Source organism: Shinella zoogloeoides (genome assembly GCF_030733845.1).
GTDB classification, from domain to species: Bacteria; Pseudomonadota; Alphaproteobacteria; order Rhizobiales; family Rhizobiaceae; genus Shinella; species Shinella zoogloeoides_C.
Map to the genome: position 1 here is coordinate 2,124,764 of NZ_CP132311.1, position 22,932 is coordinate 2,147,695.

At 64.4% G+C, this 22,932-nt stretch carries 21 protein-coding genes and 1 other RNA gene; 8 read left to right on the forward strand and 14 right to left on the reverse strand.

The genetic code is table 11. The annotated features are described in order from the left end of the window. Positions 1 to 2: 2 nt before the first annotated feature. The 7 genes from rsmH to Q9316_RS11615 form a co-directional block, all read right to left on the reverse strand. Positions 3 to 1,028, reverse strand: coding sequence for a 16S rRNA (cytosine(1402)-N(4))-methyltransferase RsmH (gene rsmH / locus Q9316_RS11585; RefSeq protein ID WP_306031768.1), 1,026 nt, complete (start codon positions 1,026 to 1,028; stop codon positions 3 to 5). Between the two features lie 14 nt (positions 1,029 to 1,042). Then, a complete protein-coding gene (gene mraZ, locus Q9316_RS11590) occupies positions 1,043 to 1,483 on the reverse strand; it encodes a division/cell wall cluster transcriptional repressor MraZ (protein WP_306031769.1) in 441 nt (146 codons plus the stop codon). Positions 1,484 to 1,903: 420 nt separating this feature from the next. Beyond that, positions 1,904 to 2,299, reverse strand: an RNA gene (gene rnpB / locus Q9316_RS11595) — RNase P RNA component class A. A gap of 100 nt (positions 2,300 to 2,399) precedes the next feature. Beyond that, the gene (locus Q9316_RS11600; protein WP_306031770.1) at positions 2,400 to 3,581 is read right to left on the reverse strand and encodes an NAD(P)/FAD-dependent oxidoreductase; all 1,182 of its coding nucleotides are present in this window, start codon (positions 3,579 to 3,581) and stop codon (positions 2,400 to 2,402) included. Between the two features lie 79 nt (positions 3,582 to 3,660). Then, complete coding sequence (locus tag Q9316_RS11605; protein WP_371877906.1) at positions 3,661 to 4,323, reverse strand: lytic transglycosylase domain-containing protein; 663 nt, start codon at positions 4,321 to 4,323, stop codon at positions 3,661 to 3,663. A gap of 225 nt (positions 4,324 to 4,548) precedes the next feature. Next, entirely contained in the window at positions 4,549 to 5,313 is a 765-nt protein-coding gene (locus tag Q9316_RS11610; RefSeq protein ID WP_306031771.1) for an N-acetylmuramoyl-L-alanine amidase, read from the reverse strand. Further along, complete coding sequence (locus tag Q9316_RS11615) at positions 5,310 to 6,050, reverse strand: DnaJ family molecular chaperone (RefSeq protein ID WP_306031772.1); 741 nt, start codon at positions 6,048 to 6,050, stop codon at positions 5,310 to 5,312. The genes Q9316_RS11610 and Q9316_RS11615 overlap by 4 nt, the downstream gene beginning before the upstream one ends. Before the next feature lie 251 nt (positions 6,051 to 6,301). On the opposite strand from Q9316_RS11615, the gene Q9316_RS11620 reads away from it, so the two are divergent. The 3 genes from Q9316_RS11620 (at position 6,302) to Q9316_RS11630 (ending at position 9,279) form a co-directional block, all read left to right on the forward strand. After that, positions 6,302 to 7,516, forward strand: coding sequence for a pyrophosphate--fructose-6-phosphate 1-phosphotransferase (locus Q9316_RS11620; RefSeq protein ID WP_306031773.1), 1,215 nt, complete (start codon positions 6,302 to 6,304; stop codon positions 7,514 to 7,516). 72 nt (positions 7,517 to 7,588) lie between these two features. Next, the gene (locus Q9316_RS11625) at positions 7,589 to 8,218 is read left to right on the forward strand and encodes a LysE family translocator (RefSeq protein ID WP_306031774.1); all 630 of its coding nucleotides are present in this window, start codon (positions 7,589 to 7,591) and stop codon (positions 8,216 to 8,218) included. A gap of 131 nt (positions 8,219 to 8,349) precedes the next feature. Next, entirely contained in the window at positions 8,350 to 9,279 is a 930-nt protein-coding gene (locus tag Q9316_RS11630; protein ID WP_306031775.1) for a lytic transglycosylase domain-containing protein, read from the forward strand. Positions 9,280 to 9,302: 23 nt separating this feature from the next. Here Q9316_RS11630 and Q9316_RS11635 read toward each other — a convergent pair whose 3' ends face one another. Beyond that, complete coding sequence (locus Q9316_RS11635; protein WP_306031776.1) at positions 9,303 to 9,890, reverse strand: GNAT family N-acetyltransferase; 588 nt, start codon at positions 9,888 to 9,890, stop codon at positions 9,303 to 9,305. 82 nt (positions 9,891 to 9,972) lie between these two features. Here Q9316_RS11635 and Q9316_RS11640 point away from each other — a divergent pair, with 82 nt between their 5' ends. Beyond that, positions 9,973 to 10,374 (forward strand): ketosteroid isomerase-related protein, encoded by a 402-nt coding sequence (locus Q9316_RS11640; protein ID WP_306031777.1) that lies wholly within the window; start codon positions 9,973 to 9,975, stop codon positions 10,372 to 10,374. Here the strand turns inward: Q9316_RS11640 and Q9316_RS11645 are convergent. Further along, entirely contained in the window at positions 10,359 to 11,765 is a 1,407-nt protein-coding gene (locus Q9316_RS11645; protein WP_306031778.1) for a serine hydrolase domain-containing protein, read from the reverse strand. The two genes, Q9316_RS11640 and Q9316_RS11645, sit on opposite strands and share 16 nt — an antisense overlap. A gap of 64 nt (positions 11,766 to 11,829) precedes the next feature. Continuing rightward, positions 11,830 to 13,392 carry a putative bifunctional diguanylate cyclase/phosphodiesterase gene (locus Q9316_RS11650; protein ID WP_306031779.1) on the reverse strand — a complete coding sequence of 521 codons (1,563 nt, stop codon included), beginning with the start codon at positions 13,390 to 13,392 and terminating at the stop codon, positions 11,830 to 11,832. Between the two features lie 229 nt (positions 13,393 to 13,621). Here Q9316_RS11650 and Q9316_RS11655 point away from each other — a divergent pair, with 229 nt between their 5' ends. The 4 genes from Q9316_RS11655 to Q9316_RS11670 all read left to right on the forward strand — a co-directional run bounded on the left by Q9316_RS11655 (position 13,622) and on the right by Q9316_RS11670 (position 17,645). After that, positions 13,622 to 14,287, forward strand: a complete 666-nt coding sequence (locus Q9316_RS11655) for an outer membrane protein (protein ID WP_306031780.1) — start codon at positions 13,622 to 13,624, stop codon at positions 14,285 to 14,287. A 158-nt stretch (positions 14,288 to 14,445) separates the two neighbouring features. Continuing rightward, positions 14,446 to 15,225 carry a glycoside hydrolase family 25 protein gene (locus Q9316_RS11660; protein WP_306031781.1) on the forward strand — a complete coding sequence of 260 codons (780 nt, stop codon included), beginning with the start codon at positions 14,446 to 14,448 and terminating at the stop codon, positions 15,223 to 15,225. A 145-nt stretch (positions 15,226 to 15,370) separates the two neighbouring features. Next, positions 15,371 to 16,567, forward strand: coding sequence for a lytic murein transglycosylase (locus tag Q9316_RS11665; protein ID WP_306031782.1), 1,197 nt, complete (start codon positions 15,371 to 15,373; stop codon positions 16,565 to 16,567). Positions 16,568 to 16,715: 148 nt separating this feature from the next. Next, a complete protein-coding gene (locus tag Q9316_RS11670; protein WP_306031783.1) occupies positions 16,716 to 17,645 on the forward strand; it encodes a DMT family transporter in 930 nt (309 codons plus the stop codon). 493 nt (positions 17,646 to 18,138) lie between these two features. Here Q9316_RS11670 and metF read toward each other — a convergent pair whose 3' ends face one another. The 4 genes from metF to Q9316_RS11690 all read right to left on the reverse strand — a co-directional run bounded on the left by metF (position 18,139) and on the right by Q9316_RS11690 (position 22,792). Then, positions 18,139 to 19,044: a methylenetetrahydrofolate reductase [NAD(P)H] gene (gene metF / locus Q9316_RS11675; protein WP_306031784.1), complete on the reverse strand. Its 906-nt coding sequence runs from the start codon at positions 19,042 to 19,044 to the stop codon at positions 18,139 to 18,141. A 1-nt stretch (position 19,045) separates the two neighbouring features. After that, positions 19,046 to 20,053 (reverse strand): ArsR/SmtB family transcription factor, encoded by a 1,008-nt coding sequence (locus Q9316_RS11680; RefSeq protein ID WP_306031785.1) that lies wholly within the window; start codon positions 20,051 to 20,053, stop codon positions 19,046 to 19,048. Between the two features lie 148 nt (positions 20,054 to 20,201). Beyond that, positions 20,202 to 21,851, reverse strand: coding sequence for an energy-dependent translational throttle protein EttA (gene ettA / locus Q9316_RS11685; protein ID WP_306031786.1), 1,650 nt, complete (start codon positions 21,849 to 21,851; stop codon positions 20,202 to 20,204). A 206-nt stretch (positions 21,852 to 22,057) separates the two neighbouring features. After that, a complete protein-coding gene (locus Q9316_RS11690; RefSeq protein ID WP_306031787.1) occupies positions 22,058 to 22,792 on the reverse strand; it encodes a ribonuclease in 735 nt (244 codons plus the stop codon). Between the last annotated feature and the right edge of the window lie 140 nt (positions 22,793 to 22,932).

The window sequence follows — 22,932 nt, forward strand, 5'->3', positions numbered from 1 at the left end:
TCTCAGCTTCCCATCTTCTCGAGGTCGGCAAGGTTTGGCAGGTTGAAGATGGACAGATCATCTGTCCCGGCAGGGGCGCTGGTGCGCTCGCCTGCCCTCAGCTTCGCGGATCGGGCACGCGGATTGACCGCGCTCTCCTCGTCGCTGGCAGCCACCATAGGGCGCCCGACTGGTGCGAAGGTTGCGGCGCGTTCGTGCACTTCCGGAAGATGTCGCGAGCCCGACGCCTTGCCGGCGCGATCCTGGAAGAACTTCTTGACGATGCGGTCTTCCAGCGAATGGAAGGAGACTATGACGAGCCGGCCGCCGGGCTTCAGCGCACGCTCGGCGGCGAAAAGCGCCGCGGCGAGTTCCCCCAGCTCGTCGTTGACGAAGACGCGCAGCGCCTGGAAGACGCGCGTTGCGGGGTGGATCTTGTCCTTGGCCTTGCGGGGCGTCACAGTCTCGATGAGGTTGGCGAGCTGCCGAGTCGTGGTGAAGGGCTCCTTCTCGCGCGCCTTCTCGATGGCGCGGGCGATACGGCCCGCCTGCTTCTCCTCGCCGAGGAAACCGAAGATGCGGATGAGGTCGGAGACTTTTGCGCGATTGACGACATCGGCCGCCGAAACGCCGGACGCCGACATGCGCATGTCGAGCGGACCGTTCTTCTGGAAGGAGAAGCCGCGCTCGGCCTCGTCGATCTGCATGGAGGAGACGCCGACATCGAGCACGACGCCGTCGAGCCCGCCCGCGGGCGCGTGGCTCGCAAGATCGGAAAAGCGCGAATGGATGAGCGTCAGGCGGCCGCCGGAGGCTGCCACCAGCCCCTGCCCGCCGGCTATGGCCGTCGGATCGCGATCAAGGCCGATGACATCGGCGCCGGCAGCGAGAATGGCCGTACTGTAGCCGCCCGCCCCGAACGTGCCGTCGAGAATGACCTCGCCGGGCTTGGGCGCGAGCGCCGCCATGACCTCGGAGAGAAGAACCGGAATGTGACGGACCGGTCCGCCATCGGCTTCAGAAAAACCTCCGCCAAGATCCGCCGTCATTCCGATTCTCCGTCTTACTCCGAGCCCAGACCTCGCGTCCTGAACTCTTCTCGGGCAGCCGCCTGCGTGGCTTGAAATGTCTGCGGCGCCCAGAGCTGAAAATGATCCGCCCGACCGACAAAGGTCACCTCCGTCGTGATGCCCGTATAGTCCCGGATGAAATCCGTGACCGGCAGGCGCCCTTCCGAATCGAGCTTCATGAAGACGCCGCCCCCGTGAATGAGGAGCGACATCGAATTGGCCTTCGGCGAAAAAACATCCTCGCTGGCGATCTGGCGCTCGAATCGATCGAGCAGATCCAGCCCACCGACGCTGACCGCCGGAAACATGAAATCCTGGAAGCAGTAAAGTTCCCGGATGTCGCGTTGCGACAGAACGGAGCGGAATGCCGAGGGAACGGAAACCCGTCCCTTGGCATCGATCCTGTTTGTCGCATTCGACAGGAACCGGTTCATGACGCGATACAGCCGCTTCCAAAGCCGGAGCGCTGTGCATCCCCCCCGGCATAACAAACACAATACGACGCGCACGAACCAGCCCTGATGCTACGCGTTCGCGTCGCACCGTCCCCAGCGGGTTTGCCTCAAAGCTTTGCGATGATCGGACGCTCATGCGTCCTCGTGCAGTATGGTTTTGGGATAACATGGGACCATATGGGCGTCAATGGGAAGAGACCTCGTTCCCGTATTCAGACCGTCAAATGTTTATAAGGCGTTAAGTTTAACAAAACGTTAGGAAGCCCCCTTCAACGCCTTGTATTTGCACGGGGTAAAACGCGACGCGCGTGCGCGCAGCCCAACGCAAGGCATGCGCGAACTCCAGGAAATTCAGCACATTAGCAGACCGTGAAAAATAGTCCGCAAAAGAGGGGGATTTTTGCCAGTTGGCCTGTAAGCCGGGTTCTGTATGGCTCCGGTTTGCACCGGAACGTGGCAGCCATTCATCTGGGACCGGACTTGCGCCCGGCCTCTTGCAACCCACCCGGATGACCGGCCCGGAAACAGGCTGAACCGCTTGCGCGGTTCGCGTCATCCCTATTCGGTTTTGCTCCCGGTGGGGTTTACCGTGCCGTCCATGTCGCCATGGCCGCGGTGGGCTCTTACCCCACCCTTTCACCCTTACCTTCCGAGGAAGGCGGTTTGCTTTCTGTGGCACTTTCCCTGGGGTCGCCCCCGCCGGACGTTATCCGGCACCGTGTTTCCGTGGAGCCCGGACTTTCCTCACCCTGCGGTCTTTCGACCCTTGCAAGGCGCGGCTGCCCGGCCAACTGGCAGGGGCTGACTAGCCCATGCGGACGGGAAAGACCAGAGGCTTGAGGGTTTTTACGCATTGTCCTTCGCAAAACCGCTTCACGCTTTTGCTGGAAATGCTCTAGCGAAAATGAACGGCGAAATCCGTCGCATAGTCCGGCTCTTCGAGCCGGCCGCGAATCACCAGGTCCGCGCCGATACGGCCGATCTCGTCCGAGCTCTTCGCCGCAGCGCCGTTGCCGCCGGTCAGCAGCGCGACGCGCTCGCCCTCGACAAAGCCCGCATAGGGATAGCCATGCGTGGTGTAGGTCGTCACGCACGGTACGGAAACCAGCCGCACCGGTTTCAGGTCCGGAACAGAACGGGCAAGCAGGTGCTTGAGATGGGCGACCGCTTCGGGGCGCCCCTCCCCGCGGAACCAGTCGCGGATCGCCTGCTCGTCCTCGATCTCCACCTCGATCGGATCGCCGCCGATCTTGAGATAGGTCTCACCGTCGGGATAGACGATCGGCGGCAGGAAATAGAAATGCTCGGAAGGGTCGGCGCTTTCATCGATCCAGGACGGCATGCCGCGATAGGCCTCGGCCTGTTGCGGCGTGAGCTGCGCCAGGACGATGGTGCGCGCCTTGACGACCAAGGCCGGCACCTTCGCAAGCAGCCCCGGCGCCCGCGAAAACCCACCCGTCGCCACCAGCACGCGCCCGCCCGTCACCGTCTCGCCGGATCTCAGCACCACCGCCGCCCGGTCGCCGGCATCGCGCACCGAAACGGCATCGTCCAAGATTGAGACGCCGCCGGCCTTTTCGAGGCAGGCGACCTGCGCGGCGACCAGCTTGCGCGGATCGACATAGCCCGCGCCCGTGGTTTCGAAGATACCCGCGGAGGTTTCCGGCAGGTCGAACCAGGGGAACCGCCTGCGCAGTTCGGCACGGTCGAGCAGCGGCGCATCGAGCGCATAGCGCCTGGCGACCGCCTCGACCGCATTGACGAAATCGCCGCCGGCAGGCCCGCTGATCAGGCAGCCGGTCTCGCCGAAGAAGGAGATGCCGGTTTCCGCCTCGATCTCGCGGTAGCGGGCAATCGACCGCCTTGCGAGCAGCGCCCAGTCGGCATCCTGGTCGATGGTACGCGTGATGCGGCCGCTGTCGTAGTGGCTGGAGAACACGCCGTCATGGCGCCTCCAGTCTGCCGGTTCGCCCCGGCCGACGAGCGCCACCGAGGCGCCCGTTTTGCTAAGGTGCCGCGCGGCGGCGGCCCCCATCATGCCCCTGCCCACCACGACGAAATCGAAATGCCGAACCATGCTTCACCCTCGCTCTTCGCAAATGGCATAGCATGGCCGCGGGCCGATTCCAGCCCGCGAAAAGTCACGCATCGCAGGCTCAGTCGATGTAGTTCTGAACCTTGCCGCAATAGCGCTTGGAGACCGGGTTCATGCGCTTTGCGCCATGGCCGGCATTGTATTTCAGGATGGTGCCGCAGGTCGTGCCGCCGCCGAGCTCATGCGCCATGGCGAGATACTTCATGCCGAACTTGATGTTCGTCTCCGGATCGTAGAGACCCTTGGCGCTGCCGCGATAGCCCATCATGCGCGCCGTCGCCGGCTTGATCTGCATGAGGCCGATTTCGCCGGCGCTGCCGCGGGCCTTCGGATTGAAATTGCTCTCGACGCGCACGACGGCATGCGCCAGATCCACCGGCACGCCGTAGCTCTTCGCATAGGTCTGGATGATGCTGGAATAGCTCGCCGTCTTGACGCCCGATGCCAGCGGGTTTTCCGGCTTGGCATAGCCGGTCGTGCTCTTGAAGGTCTTCAGCTTGCCGACGACCACGCCGTCCTTGTCGATCACCGTCTTGCGCTTGTTGCGCTTGACCGACGTCTTGCGGACCTTCTCCTTGCCGTCGACCTTTTCCTTCTTCGGGGTCTGGCCCACAGTCCGGGCGCTCCAAACCCGGTCATCGCCGGGCGAGGCATGCGCCATGCCGGCGGAAAAAACGGACACACAAAGGCAGGCCGCGCTCATGGCAGCAAGAAGTCTTCTCATCTAGTTGTCGTCTCCAAAAGGCGCAAAGGCAGAGCCTCGGGCCGCGGCATCCTTGGCCGTGCACCCTGCGCTAACGTCTCGATCATCGTTGATTGCGACCAGGCCCTGACCGCATGCTGCGCTGCAACGAACGCAGCCGGAAAAGACATGCCCAATCGGGTCAGGATGTGGCGGAGCGATAAACTTCTGTTACAGAGTGTAATATTCTAATAAACGCATAAGCTGTCAGACGGCCAGTCGCGGCAGTGCGGAAAGCAGCCGGTGCAGCGTATCGATGGTCGAAAAATCGGCGATGCCGTCGACCTGTCCGGGGCGGAAATGACGCTGGAAAGCCTCGACGGCGCCACGCGTTTTTTCCGAGTAAATCCCATCGATTTCAACATCATAGCCGTAGAGCGACAGCATCGTCTCCAGCGCCTCGACCGGCTGACCGGCGTCCCCCTGCTGGAAGAAGCGCCCGCCGGCGATGGGCGACGGCTCCACCCAGTGCCCGACACCCCCGGCATGAAGGCGTTCCCAGGGGAAATTTTCACCCGGATCGACCTTGCGAACGGGGGCCACATCGCTGTGCGCAAGCACGCGTTCGGGGGCAATTCCCCACCTTTCGCCACAATCGCGACACAGTTCGATGACCGCCGCGATCTGCGGATCGGGAAAATCCGGCAAGCCGCCGGGGTGGCCGGGATTGGCGATCTCGATGCCGATGGAAGCCGAGTTGATGTCGACCTCGCCCTTCCAGAAGCTCTTCCCCGCATGCCAGGCGCGGTCCGCCTCGCGCACGAGCTGCTCGACGCGCCCGTCCTCGTGCACGAAGTAGTGACAGGAGACCTGGCTTTCCGGCGCGCAAAGCCACTTCAGCGCGCCGTCCGCCGTTGCCATGCCGGTATAATGCAGGAGGATGATATCCGGAGTGCGCCCGCCTGCCCGTTCGCCGAAGTTCGGCGACGGCGCTGCAGTCGCGCCGGCATAGTCACATGTGAATGCGCTCATGCAGCGCAGCGTTCCTTCTCGATCGCCTCATAGGCAGCGTTGAGCGCGGCCATGCGGTCGTTCGCAATCTGATGGAACTCGGCCGGCACGCCACGCGCCACCAACCTATCAGGATGATGCTCGGAGGCAAGCACGCGATAGCGCTTGCGGATCTCCGAAAAGTCGTCGCTGGGCTTCACGCCGAGCACCTTGTAAGGGTCGCGACCGCTGATATGGACATGGCGCGCCGTGATCTGCTCGAAGCGCTCCTCGGCCATGCCGAAGATTTCCGCGACGCGGCCGAGAAAGGCCATTTCGTTCTCGTGGATCATCCCGTCTGCTTTCGCGATGTGGAACAGGCCGTCGACGATATCCTCGAGGATCGGGCAGTTCTTCTCGCAGGAGACGCAGAGCGCCTTCATCTTCTCCGCATAGGCCTCGTAACCCGCAACGTCCTGACGCGCGAGGTTATACAGCCGGGCGACATTGGCCGCCTGGTTGTCGGGATATTTGAAGATGTCCTTGAAGGCATCGACCTCGGCAGTCGTGACGATGCCGTCCGCCTTCGCCATCTTGGCGGAAAGCGCGATCATCGCGACGGAAAAGGCCACCTGTCGGCGCGTTTCCGGATCGCCCTCGAACAGGGTCCGCACGGCCTCGACCACGCCGGACAGCACATTGCTGGCGGCATCCGAGACCATGCCGACGAGGCGATCCCACACGGCACTGATGAAGCAACTTGGCGAATTCTGGAACATAAGGTGATCTTGATCAGACAATTGCAGGGAAAGCAAGGCACGGAGCCGCGATTTCGCCCCCAATGACGAAATTTTGATGCCCCTCATTAAGTGGCGCCATCAGAATTTATGGATCGGAGGATTTTCGCCTGTGGAGCACAGAAGACAATCCGTCATGGAGTGCGGATAAGTTCACCGCGCCGTTCCCCTTGCGGGGATTATACGCTAGAGAACGCCCACCCATCAGGACGGGCTGAAGCCGAGGAGGAATTATGGCCAAGCAGAAAGTCGCAATGCTGACCGCCGGCGGGCTCGCGCCCTGTCTGTCGTCCGCTGTCGGAGGCCTCATCGAACGCTACAGCGACGTCGCGCCCGATATCGAGCTCGTCGCCTACCGGTCTGGCTACCAGGGCCTCCTGCTTGCCGACCGCATCGAGATCACCAGGGACATGCGCGAAAAGGCGCCGCTCCTGCACCGCTACGGCGGCTCGCCGATCGGCAACAGCCGCGTCAAGCTGACCAATGCCGCCGACTGCGTGAAGCGCGGCCTCGTCAAGGAAGGCGAGAACCCGCTGCGCGTCGCGGCCGAGCGGCTCGCCAAGGACGGTATCACCATCCTGCACACGATCGGCGGCGACGACACCAACACGACGGCGGCCGACCTTGCCGCCTATCTCGGCGCGAACGGCTACGACCTCACCGTCGTCGGCCTGCCGAAGACCGTCGACAACGACGTCGTGCCGATCCGCCAGTCGCTCGGCGCCTGGACGGCCGCCGAAGTCGGCGCCGGCTTCTTCGACCATGTCAGCAACGAGCAGAGCGCGGCCCCGCGCACCCTCGTCGTGCACGAGGTCATGGGCCGCCATTGCGGCTGGCTCACCGCCGCCACGGCCAGGGCCTATATCCAGAAGACCAGCGGCAACGACTATGTCGATGGCTTCATGATGAACAAGCAGCTGAAGAACATCGACGGCCTCTACCTGCCGGAGCTGGACTTCAACCTCGAAGCCGAGGCCGAACGCCTCAGAGGCGTCATGGACCGCGCCGGCTTCGTCACGCTGTTCGTTTCGGAAGGCGCCTGCCTCGACGCCATCGTCGCCGAGCGGGAAGCTTCGGGCGAGACCGTCAAGCGCGACGCCTTCGGCCATGTGAAGATCGACACGATCAATGTCGGCAACTGGTTCTCCAAGCAGTTCGCGGCCCTGCTCGGCGCCGAGCGCGCCATGGTGCAGAAGTCCGGCTACTATGCCCGCTCCGCCCCGGCAAACCGCGACGACCTGCGCCTCATCCAGAGCATGACCGACCTTGCCGTCGAAAGCGCGCTGGGCAAGGTCTCCGGCGTCACCGGCCACGACGAGGGCCAGGGCGGCAAGCTGCGCACCATCGAGTTCCCGCGCATCAAGGGCGGCAAGCACTTCGACACCTCGGCAAAATGGTTCGGCGAGGTGATGGACACGATCGGCCAGAAGTGGAAGCCGGCCGGCTGATCCCGATCGGGCTTGACGGCGCAATGACGTGATGGCTTGCTCCCCGGATCGCACTCGATCCGGGGAGTTTTCATGTCCTTCGAACATTGGCTTGCCTTTGCCGCCGCCTCCGCCGTCATGCTCGCCATTCCGGGGCCGACCATCCTCCTCGTGATCTCCTATGCACTCGGCCATGGCCGCCGCACGGCGGGCGCCACGGTCGCCGGCGTGGCGCTTGGCGATTTCACCGCCATGACCGCCTCCATGCTCGGCCTCGGCGCCCTGCTCGCCACCTCGGCGGCGATCTTCACCGTGCTAAAATGGGTGGGCGCGGCTTACCTCGTCTGGCTCGGCATAAAACTCTGGCGCGCGCCCATCGCGACCGGCGCGGAAGGCGAGGCGCCGGCCGAGGAAAAACCTTTCCGCATCTTCGCGCACGCCTATGTGGTGACGGCGCTGAACCCCAAGAGCATCGTCTTCTTCGTCGCCTTCCTGCCGCAGTTCCTCGACCTCACGCAGCCGGTGCTGCCGCAGATGGTGATCTTCGAAATCACCTTCCTGGTGCTGGCGACGCTGAACGCGCTTTCCTATGCCCTGCTCGCCGCCGCCGCGCGCCAGACGATCCGCAAACCCTCGGTGCAGAAGGTCGTCAACCGCACCGGCGGCACGCTGCTGATCGGCGCCGGATTGCTGACCGCGGGCCTCAAGCGCGCGGCCGCCTGACGCATCGCCAGACCTGCGGGTTGCCGCCCTGCCCCCGATCGGTTAAGAGCGGGGCACGGCCACGGCCGATTGATTTGCAAAAAGCGGGCGCTCCGGCGCCCGCGCACCCCGGCAAACCGAGAGCGACGACCATGGCTGATACAATCGTTACCCGTCCGGCACGCATTGCCACGCTTGCCTGCGCAGGCCTTCTGGCGACCCTCGCCGGCTGCGCCAGCGTGGCCGAGGATGCAACGACGGCAAAGACGGTAACGCCTGCTTCAGCCACGAGCATCGTCGCAGCGGACGGCACGGTGACGGAAGTCGCCTATGCCGCCCTGCCCGCCGCCAAGCCGGGCACGGAAAACACGCCCGAAGCCCTGCCGACGCCGATCGCCGTAGCGAGCGATGCCGCCGCCGGTGCCGTTCCGGTTTCCGCCCTTGCCGAAGCCAAGCCCGTAACGGGCGCCGCCGCAGCCACCGCCGCCCTTGCCGGCAATACGGGCGCGGCCATGACGGCCGTCGCCGAGGCGCAGCAGTCCTACGACACGGTCATCGGCGTTTCGGTCATGGAGCCCGGCTTCGATACCGGCGAGCCGGAAGGCCTCGAACAGCTCGTCGCCAGCCGCAAGATCGTGCCGATGGCCAAGCCCGCACTGGTCAGCAACGCCGTCCTGACGACGCAGACGCGTCTGATGGTGCCGCAGGCTGAGCAGCCGTTCACGAAGTCCGGCACGCCGATCGATGCGCTGATCACGAAATATGCCGCCCTGTACGGTATTCCGGAATCGCTTCTGCATCGTGTCGTGAAGCGGGAAAGCACCTACAATCCGAGGGCTTTCAACCGAGGTCACTACGGCCTCATGCAAATCAAGTACGCGACGGCCAAGAGCATGGGTTACGAAGGCCCGGCCGAAGGCCTGTTCGACGCGGAAACCAACATCAAATATGCCGGCAAGTATCTGCGCGGCGCCTGGATGGTGGCGGACGACAAGAATGACGGCGCCGTGCGCCTTTATGCGGCCGGCTACTACTACCACGCCAAGCGCAAGGGCCTGCTCGACGAGACCGGCCTGAGATAAGCCAGCCTTCGCCTTAGGGCCGGTCAGCGCGCCGGCTTCAACCAGAACGACATCGGCTTTTCGGCCTCGTCCTCCTCACCGATATCCCGCCAGGCCAGCATCGTGCGCAGGTCGCCGCGATGCTCATAACCGCGCTTGGCCCAGAATTCGTCGAGCGGCACATAGTCCGCCGGTCTCAGCGGATGGTCCCTCGGCCGCTCCACGGCACAGAAAGCGCACCAGTCGAACCGGCCGAGGCGCCGCGCATAGGCCTCGCGCTCCTCGAAGAAGCGCACGCCGAGCCCCCTGCCCCGATAACCGGACAGCAGCACGGATTCGCCGAAGTAGAAGACCTTTGCCGGATCGATCCCAGCCTTGACGAAGGGCGCCTGGAAAACCACGGCGGCATCGGTCATCGGCACGCCCGTCGAGGCGCCGACGATCCGCTCCCCGTCGAGCGCCAGCACAAAAAGGCTTTCGGGTGACTGGGCGTAGGTCGCAAGATAGGTGGCCTCGTAGTCCTCGCTGCCCTCGTAGAGATACGGGAAGGCGCGGAAGACTTCGGTGCGCAGGCGCGCGAGATCCGCGATATGCCGCGTCACCGCCTTGCCGTGGACGATCTTGATCTGCATGATCCGTGAATGTTCCCAAAGGCTTGAACAATGCTATAAGGCGAACGGCTTCTGCCGACACGCCAACGATATGAGGGATGACATGCCAGCAAAAGAGACGATCCGCGCCTATTACGATGCTTTCAACAGGCAGGATATGGAGGCCTTCCTCAATCTCTTGCACGATGACGTCATCCACGACATCAACCAGGGCGGCCGGCAGGTCGGCAAGGACGCGTTCCGCGATTTCATGGCGCACATGAACCGCTCCTACCGCGAGACGCTGACCGACATCATCATCATGTCGAACGACGACGGCACGCGCGGCGCGGCCGAATTCGTCGTCAACGGCCAGTATCTCGCCACCGACGAGGGGCTTCCCGAGGCCAACGGCCAGACCTATATCCTGCCCGCCGGCGCCTTCTTCGAAATCCGCGACGGCAAGGTCGCCCGCATCTCCAACACCTACAACCTCAACGACTGGATCGCTCAGGTCGGCGCCTGACCGGCCTGGAGCTTCGACGCGTCCAGCACGTCGAGGATGCGCTTGACCAGCGGCTGGGGCCGGTAGCCGAGTTTCGACGGCGTCAGTCCCAGCCGGATCACCGCGAGCCTGCGCGAGGGAATGACGGCGGCCGACTGGCCGTCATGGCCGAGGATCCAGAACGTCTCGTCGGGCAGGCCGTAGTCCGCATCATCTTCCCTGCCCGGCCCCTTGGCCCAGGCCTGCATGCGGCTGTAGGCGCCGTCGGAAGCCTCGGTCGGCATCGCCATCGCCGTGACGAAGCCTTGCGGCAGCAGGCGCTCACCCTTCCAGACGCCGTCGTTGAGAAGCAGCAGCGAGAAGCGTGCCCAGTCGCGCGCCGTCGCATACATGTAGGATGAGCCGACGAAGATGCCGGTCTCGTCCGGCTCCATCACCGCGCTTGCCATGCCGAGCGGGGCAAACAGCGCCTTGGCCGGGAAGGACAGCGCCTGCGCCCGCCCGCTGAGCGTCCCCATCCAGATGCGAGACAGCAGAACCGCCGTCCCACTGGAATAGTTGAATGCCTCGCCCGGATTGGTCTCGAGCGGCAGCGACAGCACGAAGCGCGTCATGTCGGGCTCGAGGAAAAGCATGCGCGTGACATCGGCGACATCGCCATAGCTTTCGTTGAAGGCAAGCCCGCTTTCCATGGCGAGAAGCTGGGCGAGCGTGATCTTCGCGCGCGCATCGCCACGCCATTCCGGGAAAAGGCCGCTCATCTCCGGCGACAGCGCGCCGGCCTGCATCAGCCGGCCGATCAGCGCGGCATTGACCGACTTGGTCATCGACCAGCCGAGCAGCGGCGTCGCGGCGGAAAAGCCGTCGCCATAGGCCTCCGCGACGATGCGGCCGTCATGCACGACGACGACCGCCCGCATGCCCGGCCCCGTCAGCGCGGGATCGGCAAGCAGGGCGGCAAACCGCTCGTCGGGCGTCACCGCCTCACCGTCCGGCCAGGCGATGGCGGGATCGCCGGCAGGGATCGCCGGCAGCGCGACATCCGACACGGCCTGCTGCGCCGCACGGAAATCTCCGTCCGGCACGTTCGAGCAGCCAAATCCCTCATGCCAGGCGGCATGGCCCGGCGCGAAGGCACCGAGCAGATGGGTCGTCACGGTCTTTTCAGTGAAATCGACATCCTGCCGCATAAGCTTCAGCAACGGATGGCCGGGGGCCTGCACGTCCTTGGCCAGCACTTCGTCGGGGTCGCGCCCGGCGATGAAGACATTGGAGCAGACGATCTTGGCGGCATAGCCGGACCCGACGCTGAGCAGTGCCGGCGGCGATACGATGATCCAGCTCGCCCCCACCACGACGACAAGGGCAAGCAGGGAAAGCGCCCAAGCGGCCAGCCTGTAGAATCGTCTCATCGCGGCCTCTCCTTCCATCCGAGACAATCAGGATTTGAATGCCGTGAAAAGGCTTTTTGCGCGATCAGGCCGAAAGCCGGCTGTCCGGCCGCACGAGGAAGGTCATGACGTCGGATGCGGCGACCGGGCCGGAGATCAGGTAGCCCTGCGCCTCGGCTGCGCCGCGCTGGCGGATGAAATCGAACTGGCTTTCCGATTCGATGCCCTCCACCGTCGTCGTCACCTGGAACGTCTGGCCGAGTTTCAGGATGATGTCGACGAGGTCGGCATCGCGCTTGCTCTCCATCATCGCCCGCGCGAAGGAGCGGTCGATCTTGAGCTGGTCGATCGGGAAGGCGCGCAGGTTGTTGATCGAGGAAAAGCCGATACCGAAATCGTCGAGTGCCACGCGCACGCCGTGATCGCGCAGCTCCTTGAGGCTTTCTCGGATGGCCGTCTCGTCCACCGAGAAGACCGATTCCGTCACCTCGACCGTAAGGCGCCCCGGCGCAAGCCCGGCCTCGGCGAGGCATTCCTTCACATAACCGACAAAGGCGCGGTTCTTGAACTGGTCGCCGAAGACGTTGACGGCAACGCCGGCCGGCGCCGGCCACTTGGCCGCCTCCCGGCAAGCCTCACGAACCACCCAGTTGCCGAGCGGCAGGATGAGGCCCGTCTTCTCGGCGGCCGGGATGAAGACGTCGGGCATGATCAGCCCCTTTTCCGGATGCCGCCAGCGCAGCAACGCCTCGAAGCCGCGGACCGAGCGGCTCTCGACGCCGACGATGGGCTGGTATTCGAGGAAGAATTCGCCGGCCCTGATCGCCCGCGCCAGATCGTGCTCGATCGCCGCTCGCGCCTGCACGTCGGCGGCCAGCGCCGCGTCGAAGAACCGGAAACCGCAAGCATGCGCCTCCTTCGCCGCGTAGAGCGCAAGGTCGGCGCGCTTCAGGAGCTCGGACATGCTGACGTCTTCCGCCTCCATGAAGGTGACGCCGATGCTGCAGCCGCTTGTCACGCGGTTGCGCTTCAGCTCGAACGGTTCCTCGAAAAGCTGGCAGATCGTGCGGCAGACATCTTCAATCTTGCCTTGGGAAGGCCGTCCGGCGATCGTCACGACGAATTCGTCGCCGCCCAGCCGGTAGACCCGCGCCGTCGACAGCAGCGCGCGCTTCAGCCGCTCGGCAATGGCCGCCAGAAGCTGGTCGCCGGCATCGTGGCCGAGGCTGTCATTGACGAATTTGAATCGGTCGAGATCGAGAAGCAGCAAAGCCGGGCGACTTCCCCCCTCGCGCGCTTCCATGAAGGCCTGGATATCGCGCTCCAGGCAGAAGCGGTTGGCCAGCCCCGTCAGCCGGTCGTGATGCGCCTCGTGCGTCAGTTGCCGCTCGGTCTGCCGCCGCTGGCCGAGCTCTTCGATGAGTTGCGCCTTGGAACGGCCGATCTGGTAGAAGCCGACGCCGAAGAAGACCGGCATCAGGGCGAGCGCGGTTGCTGTCGGCGTGGAAAAGCCGAAAAGGCTCGCCTCGTTGTGATCGCGCAGGAACTGATCGGCAGCAAAGCAGATGGCAGGCAGAAACGCTCCGAAGACCGATCCCGCCAGCGCATAGCGCTGCTCGATCCTCGGCAACAAGGTTTTCAACATCATGTAACCCTAAACCGTTGTTATCATGACAACAGGGTGCCCCGGCCCATAGCGGCCTGGTGATGTTTCTAGCGGACAAAGAATGACAGAGTGTTAAGCGAGTGTTGGCATTCGCCCCCAAGATTCATGGGGTCTATTTTCTTCGGAACCAACGGGCTTTCTGCGCGTTGGGTCGGTTGTTGTCATTCGCGTGCGGGGCTTCGCGCGAGTATCGAGTGAAAAGGACCATCACATGAAATCCATCATCTTCGGTGCCGCCGGCATCCTGCTCACCGCAGGCGCACTGCCGGCCTTCGCGGCCGACATGGCCATTGCCGAACCCCCGGTGGAAACCCCGATTACCGAGGTGGCCGGCATCTATGACTGGGGCGGCTTCTATGTCGGTGTGAACACCGGCTATGCCTGGACAGGGGTCGAGTATTCGGACGGCGTTTCGGCCATCAACCAAGATCTCGGCGGCTTTGCCGTCGGCGCCTATGCCGGCTACAACTTCTTCAACGACGGCTGGGTGTACGGCGTGGAAGCCGACATCAAGCGCGACTTCAATGACGAACGGTTCGCGGCAGGCGGAACGACGCTCGAAACGGAAACCACATGGGGTGGCTCCGTTCGCGCACGTCTCGGCTACGCCATCGACCGGACCCTGATCTACGGTACGGGCGGCTATGCCTTCACCCATGCCAAGCTGGAAGACGTGAACACCGGCGCGAGCGAAGGCGAAACGCTGCACGGCTGGACGATTGGCGCCGGTGTGGAACAGGCCTTCACCGACAATGTGGCCGGGCGGCTCGAATATCGCTACAGCGACTACAGCAAGTCCGACGTGTTCGGCGCCGCTGGCGTCGATGGCGATATAGATTCGCACTCGGTCATGGTCGGCGTGAGCATGAAGTTCTGACGGTCGAAGCCGGGGCGGACCCCTCGCCCCGGCTTAACCGCCCGCTAACCATAATTTTACGGAAATACGCGATAGGTCGAAGGCCCGTCTCGCGCGCTCCCCTTTACGGCCCGGCCCATTCGAGGCAGGATTGGTAAACGCGCAACAACGGAACCTTCATGCGTCGGCTTCTTCTGGCTCTCCTGCCCCTTGCCCTTCTCGCCACGTCCTGCTCCACCACCGACTACGATCTCGTGTCCACCGCGTCGCTTCCGCCGCGGTTCGAGGACAAGGATCCGCAGGATTTCGGCGCCCGCACGCCGCATCGCCACGAGGTCCACGGCATCGACGTCTCCAAATGGAACGGCGAGATCGACTGGCACGCCGTCAAGAAGGGCGGCGTCTCCTTCGCCTTCCTGAAGGCGACCGAAGGCACCGACCGGCTGGACAGCCGCTTTGCCGACTATTGGCGCGGCGCGCGCGCCGCCGGCATCTCCCATGCGCCCTACCACTTCTACTATTTCTGTTCGACGGCGGACGCGCAGGCCGACTGGTTCATCGCCAACGTGCCGAAGGAGGCCGTGCAGCTTCCGCCGGTGCTGGACGCCGAATGGAACGCCGCCTCGCCGACCTGCAAGCTGCGCCCGCCGGCAGACGAGGTGCGCACGGTGCTGAAGCGCTTCATGGATCGCCTCGAAGCGCATTACGGCAAGCGGCCGATCATCTATACGACGGTCGATTTCCATCAGGACAACCTCGTCGGCCATTTCGAGAACTACCCTTTCTGGCTGCGCTCGGTCGCCAACCATCCGGAAAACATCTACGCCGCGCGCAAGTGGGCCTTCTGGCAATATACCTCGACGGGCGTCGTGCCGGGCATCTCCGGCGATACGGACATCAACGTCTTCGCCGGCTCCACGAAGAACTGGAACAAGTGGGTCGCTTCGGTTTCCCGTTGAGCGCGACAACATTTGCGTGAGAAAGGGCGACCGCACGCCGCGGTTGCCGTTTTCTTCTTGCTTCCGTCACATTCATCTGAGACAGCCGGCATTCGAGATAGCCGGGCATCGAAGACAGCCGGCAGCGGACCCAAGGAGCACTCGGATGCGGCCAAACCTGAAGACGACACTTGCGGCAGGCCTTGCGGCCTTTCTTCTCGCCGGCAATGCGCATGCCCAAACGGCAGCGGCCTGCGGCGGCGATGTCAGCGCGTTCCTTGAGGGCGTGAAGGCCGAGGCGCTGACGCGCGGCGTTTCCGCCGAGGTCGCCGACCGCGCGCTTGCCGGCGCCGCCATCGACCAGAAGGTGCTGTCGCGTGACCGCGCCCAGGGCGTGTTCCGCCAGACCTTCCTCGAATTCTCCAAGCGCACGGTCAGCCAGTCGCGCCTCGACATCGGCCGCAAGAAGCTGAAGGATCTCGGCTCCGTCTTCGCCCGCGCCGAGCAGGAATTCGGCGTGCCGGGCCCGATCATCGCCGCCTTCTGGGCCATGGAGACCGACTTCGGCGCCGTTCAGGGCGATTTCAACACCCGCAACGCCCTGGTGACGCTCTCGCACGATTGCCGCCGTCCCGAGCTCTTCCGCCCGCAGCTTCTCGCGGCCATCGAAATGGTCGGCCATGGCGACCTCGACCCGAACGGCACGACGGGCGCCTGGGCCGGCGAAATCGGCCAGGTGCAGATGCTGCCGAAGGACATCATCGAATTCGGCGTGGATGGCGACGGCGACGGCCATATCGACGTCAAGAAGAGCGCGCCCGACGCCATCCTGACGGCCGCCAAGTTCATCCAGCATCTCGGCTTCACCAAGGGCCAGCCGTGGATCCAGGAAGTGTCCGTGCCGAAGGTGCTGCCCTTCGAGAAGACCGGCCTGCAGCCGGGCATGAAGGCCGCCGACTGGTTCGCGCTCGGCGTCAAGCCGCGCGACGGCGACACGTCCTTCGGCAATCTCGAAGCCTCTCTTGTGCTGCCGCAGGGTCGCAAGGGCCCGGCCTTCATCACCTATCCGAACTTCAACATCTATCTCGAATGGAACCAGTCCTTCATCTACACGACGTCGGCCGCCTATTTCGCGACCCGTCTTGCCGGCATGCCGCCCTATGAGCGCGGCACGCCGGAGGAAGGCCTTTCCGACGACGCCATGAAGCAGCTCCAGACCAAGCTGCAGGGCCACGGCCACGACGTCGGCAAGATCGACGGCATTCTGGGTTCCGGCACGCGCGCCGCGATCCAGAAGGAACAGCTGCGCCTCGGCCTGCCGGCAGACGGCTGGGCCACACAGGCCCTGCTCTCCGCCCTCTGACGGAATCGGGTGGCCGACCGCCATCCGGTGCTGTAAACCTCGCCCAGACCCGAAGCGGCGCATGCCCGGTCGAACCGGACATGCGCCGTTTGTCTTTGTCTTGCCGTATCCACGCCGCTTCGCCTGGATGCCCTGGGAGGGGGAACGCATGGAACAGCCGGTTGCAGCAACACGCATGAGCGCCCAGACCTGGGGCCTGCTCGCGCTCCTCGGCATGATCTGGGGCGGTTCCTTCTTCTTCGCGCGCGTGGCGGTCGCCCATGTGCCGCCGGCGACGCTCGTGCTGCTGCGTGTCGGCATCGCGGCGCTTGCGCTGCACGTCTACGTCGCCGGCCGCTTCGGCATCTACGCGACGCTGCGCGAGCGCTGGCGCGAGTTCCTGCTGCTCGGCCTCATCAACAATGCCGTGCCGCACATGCTGATCTTCCTCGGCCAGACACAGATCGGCGCGGGCCTCGCCTCCATCCTCAACGCGACGACGCCGATCTTCACCGTGCTCATCGCCAACCGCATGACCGTGGACGAAAAGCTCTCGTCGGAGAAGATCGCCGGCTGCCTCATCGGCCTCGTCGGCACCGCGGTGCTGATCGGCCCGCGAGCGCTTGCGCCGTTTACCGGCGCCGGCGGCCCGCCGCTCTGGGCGGTCCTCCTGCCGGTGCTGGCCGCCGTCTCCTACGGCTTTGCCGCGACCTACGGCAAACGCTTCCGCGGCACCGCCCCGCCCGTCATCGCCGCCGGCCAGCTGACGGCCTCGACGCTGCTGATGCTGCCGGTCTCCCTTGCGCTCGATTCGCCCTGGCAGCTTCCCCTGCCCCCGCTGTCGGCCATCCTCGCCGTGCTGGCGCTGGCGCTCGTCTCGACGGCCTACGGCTACATCCTGTTCTTCCGGATCATGGCGGCGGCCGGCGCGACCAATACCTCGCTCGTCACCCTGCTCGTGCCGCCCAGCGCGATTCTCGCCGGCATGCTGTTCCTCGGCGAAACCCTGACGCCGCTCGGCATCCTCGGCATGGCGCTGGTGCTCGCGGGCCTCGTTGTGCTCGACGGGCGTGTCCTCGCCCGTTTGCGCACCGCCTGAAGAGGCCGGGAACAAAGCGCCTTTCCGGCCGTTTCATGGCGATACGCCGGATTGCGGACCCGACTTACGCCATAATGGTAAATGCACAATGTCGGCATTCGTCATTTGGTAGGGATTGTGAATTTTTTGTGGCGCGCACGATAAAGGAGGAAATTCAGCAGGTTAGAGCTGTTAATAACCATCGGGCCGAGCCCGGATGTTGCAACGCAGCAACAAAATACCTTTCCAACCCGCTTTTTTCGGTCGTAATATCGGACCGTAAACGCAAGGAGGTCAGCCATGGGACTCACACATTCCTTGAATGTTCTGATGATCAGTGCAGCGTTCCTCTTCATCGCAACGATGATCTTCATCTGAGGCGATCCAAGCGAAGCAGAAAGGTCAGGGACAAGAACAAGAAACCCTGCCGAAACCCATTGAAAAAACGCATGGCCCCGGAGACGGCGCCATGCGTTTTTATTTGAAGCCTTCGGCATTCGGGCCTGGCGAAGAACTAGGCCGCAGCGCCCGCAGCGCGGCTCCGGTCGATCTTCGCAAAGCCGACGCCGTCGCAAACCGCCGAAACCATCGCCGCCCGGTTCATCGTATAGAAGTGGAACTCGCTGATGCCGCGGGCGATGAGGTCGTTCACCTGGCGGATCGCGAGGTCGACCGCAACGGCGGCACGCTCCTGCGGACGATCTTCGAACGGACCGAGGCGTTCTGCAAGCCAGCCCGGCACCGAGGCGCCGCACAGGTCGGCGAATTTCTGGACCTGCGCGAGATTGTGCACCGGCAGGATGCCTGGCACGATCGGGATCGTGATCCCCGCCTTGCGCACGCGCTCCAGATAGCGCTCGAAATCGTCGTTCTCGAAGAAGAACTGCGTCAGCGCGCGCGTGGCGCCGGCATCCACCTTGCGCTTGAGCATGTCGATATCGGCGGCGACATCGGGGCTTTGCGGATGTTTCTCCGGATAGGCGGAGACGGAGACCTCGACATCGGCGAGTGCGCGCAGGCCCGCCGTCAGTTCCGCCGCATTGGCATAGCCGCCCGGATGCGGCTGGTAGGCCGCGCCGACGCCGCCCGGCGGATCACCGCGCAGCGCCACGAAATGATGGACGCCCACCGCCTGGAACTCCGCGACGACGGCATGCACCTCCTCCTTCGTCGCACCGACGCAGGTAAGGTGCGAGGCGGCCGGCAGGCCCATCTTCAGGAGATGGCGCACCGTCGCCAGTGTCGGTGCCTTGGTGGAACCGCCCGCGCCATAGGTGACCGACATGAAGCCCGGCTCATAGGCCGAAAGCTGGGCGGCCGTCTCCCAGAGCTGGCCTTCTGCCTCCGCCGATTTCGGCGGGAAGAATTCGAAAGACAGACGGATGTCCTTGTGGGCCCTGGTGGCGGTCGCCTGCTTCATGTCAACTCCTCCTGCGGATCGCGATGGGGTCGGCCGCCTGTTCGCGCTGGTCGCGGGCAAGCCAGATTGTCACGGTGAGCGCATCGGCAGCCGAATGCGCGGGTTTGAGGTCGACGACCTCCTCGACGGCGAGCCCCGCCTTCTCCAGCCACTCGGAGAGGGTCTGGTGCGAGAAGCCGAGGCGGATATGGGCGTGCTCGTCGCGCAGGTGCTCCAGCGCGTGCGGCGCCAGGTCGATGATCGCAAGGCGGCCGCCGGGCGCCAGCATGCGCGCGGCTTCTGCGATCGCCGCGTCCGGCTCGTCGAGGAAATGCAGGACCTGGTGGATCGTCACGACGTCGAATTCGTCGCGCTCCAGCGGCAGGTTGAAAATGTCGCCATGGCGGATCGAGGCCTTGGTGATGCCGGCGCGGTCGAGATTGGCGCGGGCCACCGCCAGCATGTCGCGGCTGGCATCGACGCCGACGCCGCGGCGGTAGAGCCCTTCGAAGAGCTGGAGGATGCGCCCGGTGCCCGTGCCGAGATCGAGGAAGGCGCCGACCGGGGCCGTGCCGATCATCTCGGCGAGCTTCGCCTCCACTTCCGCCTCGCTGACATGCAGGCGCCGCACCGCATCCCACTCCGCCGCGTTGCGGCTGAAATAGGCCTGCGCCTTGTCGGAACGGATCTTCTTGAGCGCGCGCAGGCGCTCGTCGTCGCGGGTAAAGACCGCGTCCGCCGGCTCGGCCGCATCGAGGAGCTGGTGGGCGAGCGCGACGGCGGGGCCGCCCTGGCTCAGCCGGAAGAAGGCCCAGGCCCCTTCCTGGTAGCGATCGACGAGGCTCGCCTCGGCCAGCAGCTTCAGGTGGCGCGAGATGCGCGGCTGGGACTGGCCGAGGATATCGGTGAGATCGGTCACGGTAAGGTCGCCATGCGAGAGCAGCGCGAGCAGGCGAAGGCGCGTCGGCTCGCCCGCCGCCTTCAGGATCTCCACGATGTCGTCCAGTCCGAGTTTCTGCATGTCGCCCATGATCTTTCCAATCAAGACATAAAGATATGTTTATGTGATTAACTCGCGTCGCGCAAGAGCCAATCCGTGTCGCCGATCTTCCCATCAACAGGCCCAAAGAAAAACCCCGGCGAACCGGGGTTTCTCAAAAGGGCGATGACGTTTTCGCTCAGCGGGTCAGGCGCTTGTAGGCCTGGCTGCCGGGGTTGAGGGCGTCGGGGCCGAGGCGGCGCACCTTGTCTTCCTCATAGTCCTCGAAATTGCCTTCGAACCACTCCACATGGCCGTCGCCTTCGAAGGCCAGGATATGCGTCGCCAGACGGTCGAGGAACATGCGGTCGTGGCTGATGATGATCGCGCAGCCGGCGAAGTTTTCGAGCGCGCTTTCCAGCGCACCCAGCGTTTCCGTGTCGAGGTCGTTGGTCGGTTCGTCGAGCAGCAGCACATTGCCGCCGGCCTTCAGCATCTTGGCAAGGTGCACGCGGTTGCGCTGGCCGCCGGACAGGTTGCCGACCTTCTGCTGCTGGTCGCCGCCCTTGAAGTTGAAGGCGCCGCAATAGGCCCTGGAGTTCATGTCGAACTTGCCGAGCTTGATGACTTCGGCACCGCCGGAGATTTCCTCCCAGACCGTCTTGTTGCCGTCGAGCGCATCGCGGCTCTGGTCGACATAACCGAGCTGGACGGTGTCGCCGATGCGGATCGAGCCGGCATCGGGCTGTTCCTGGCCGGTAATCATCTTGAACAGCGTCGACTTGCCGGCGCCGTTCGGACCGATGATGCCGACGATGCCGCCCGGCGGCAGCTTGATCGACAGGTCGTTGATCAGCGTGCGGTCGTCAAAGCCCTTCTTGATGCCTTCCAGTTCGATGACCACGTTGCCGAGGCGCTCAGAGACCGGGATGATGATCTGGGCATCGCCGGGCCGGATGTTTTCGGCCGCATCGACCAGCTGTTCGTAAGCCTTGATACGGGCCTTGGACTTGGCCTGACGCGCCTTCGGGCTGGAAGCGATCCACTCCTGTTCGCGCGACAGCGCCTTCTGGCGCCCGGCTTCCTCGCGGCTTTCCTGCTTCATGCGCTTGGCCTTGGCCTGCAGGTAGGCGGAGTAGTTGCCTTCGTAGGGAATGCCGCGGCCGCGGTCGAGCTCGAGGATCCAGCCGGTCACGTTGTCGAGGAAGTAACGGTCGTGGGTGATCATCATCACGGCGCCCGGATAGTCGCGCAGGTGCTTTTCCAACCAGGCGATGGTCTCGGCGTCGAGATGGTTGGTCGGCTCGTCCAGCAGCAGAAGGTCGGGCTGCGACAGAAGCAGGCGGCAGAGCGCGATACGGCGGCGCTCACCACCCGACAGCACCGTGACGTCGGCGTCCTTCGGCGGGCAGCGCAGCGCTTCCATCGCCATCTCGACCTGCTGTTCGAGGTCCCAGAGGTTCTGGCTGTCGATGATGTCCTGGAGCTTGGCGCCCTCTTCCGCCGTCTCGTCGGAATAGTTCATCATCAGCTCGTTGTAGCGGTCGAGCACGGCCTGCTTGTCGGCCACGCCTTCCATGACGTTCTCGAAGGCCGTCTTGGTCGGGTCGAGCTTCGGCTCCTGCTCCAGGTAACCGACGGTCGCGCCTTCGGCGAGCCAGGCTTCCCCGGTATATTCCTTGTCCTGACCGGCGATGATACGAAGGACGGTCGACTTACCCGCGCCGTTCGGGCCGAGGATGCCGATCTTGGCATCGGGATAGAAAGACAGGTTGACGTTTTCGAGAATTTTCTTGGCGCCGTAGGACTTGTTGAGCCCCGACATGTGATAGATGAACTGACGTGCCATGTAAGCGTACTCCGCATTCGCAGGAAATTTGCCCGCTATGTAGGCGAATTCTCCGCCCGCGGCAATCAGCGAAAGCGCCAGCGCACAAGCCTTCTCCCGCAATTCCCCGAAGGCAGGGCCATCAGAAGCCAACCCTCCTGCCCCGCACGGCGCAAACCGCACCCGGCACCGTCACGGGACGGTGGGGAGTACCCGCCGAACGGCCCCTAGCCCGCCGACGCCATGCCCGTAAAACCTTCGGTGCAGCGCGATTTCGTCGGAGACGACCCGTCGATCAGCGCCGACAGCGTGCCCTCGCCGGCGGCAAGGCCGATGGTGAGGCCGATCACCATGGTCCGGTCGCCCGCCTTGCGGCAGGCAAGGCGCACCCGCTCGCCGGCCCCGGGGCCGAAGGCCTTGTCGAAGGCGGCGCGAACCTCGGCGAGCGTCAAGGTGCCGCCGGCCTTGCCGGTAAAGAGCGCCGGCACCGGCGAGGCATTGAGCTGGTCGAGCAGATCGAGCGAGCGGTCGTAATAGGCCTCCGCCGAGGCGGCGACGCAACTGCCGCTGCGCAGCCATTGCTGACGGTCGAGGCCGAGCCGCGCGGCAGGCATGGCCGCCATGAGGCGCTGCTTCGTCGCCACGGCGAGCGTGATGTCCGGCAGGTCCGTCCACTTGCCCTTGCGCGCCCGCTGCTTCAGGTCGGCCTCGATGCCGCAATAACTCTTGCGCACCTGGAAGCGGCTATGCAGCGAGAATTGCCTTGCAGCCGGCGATGTCGCGGAGAAATCTGCGCAGCCGCGGCTCTTCGGCCGCGCCGCGCAGTAACCCGGCTGCCAACTGAGGGAGAGGACTTCCCGCGTCCCGCCGCCGTCCGGCACGGACTGCGCCAGCGCGACCCCGGCAGCCAGCAGAAAGGAGATGCATGCGGCAAGAACGGAAAATGCAGCTTTCGTCTTCATGACCCAGCCCCCAAATGAGAACAAAACAAGATCATATACAACCTAAAACGAGAAAATTGCAACCATGAATCGGAAAAATCCCGAAATGCGAGAAGATAAGGAAAAATACACGCCGCATCCCGTTGTGTTTGCATGGCAAA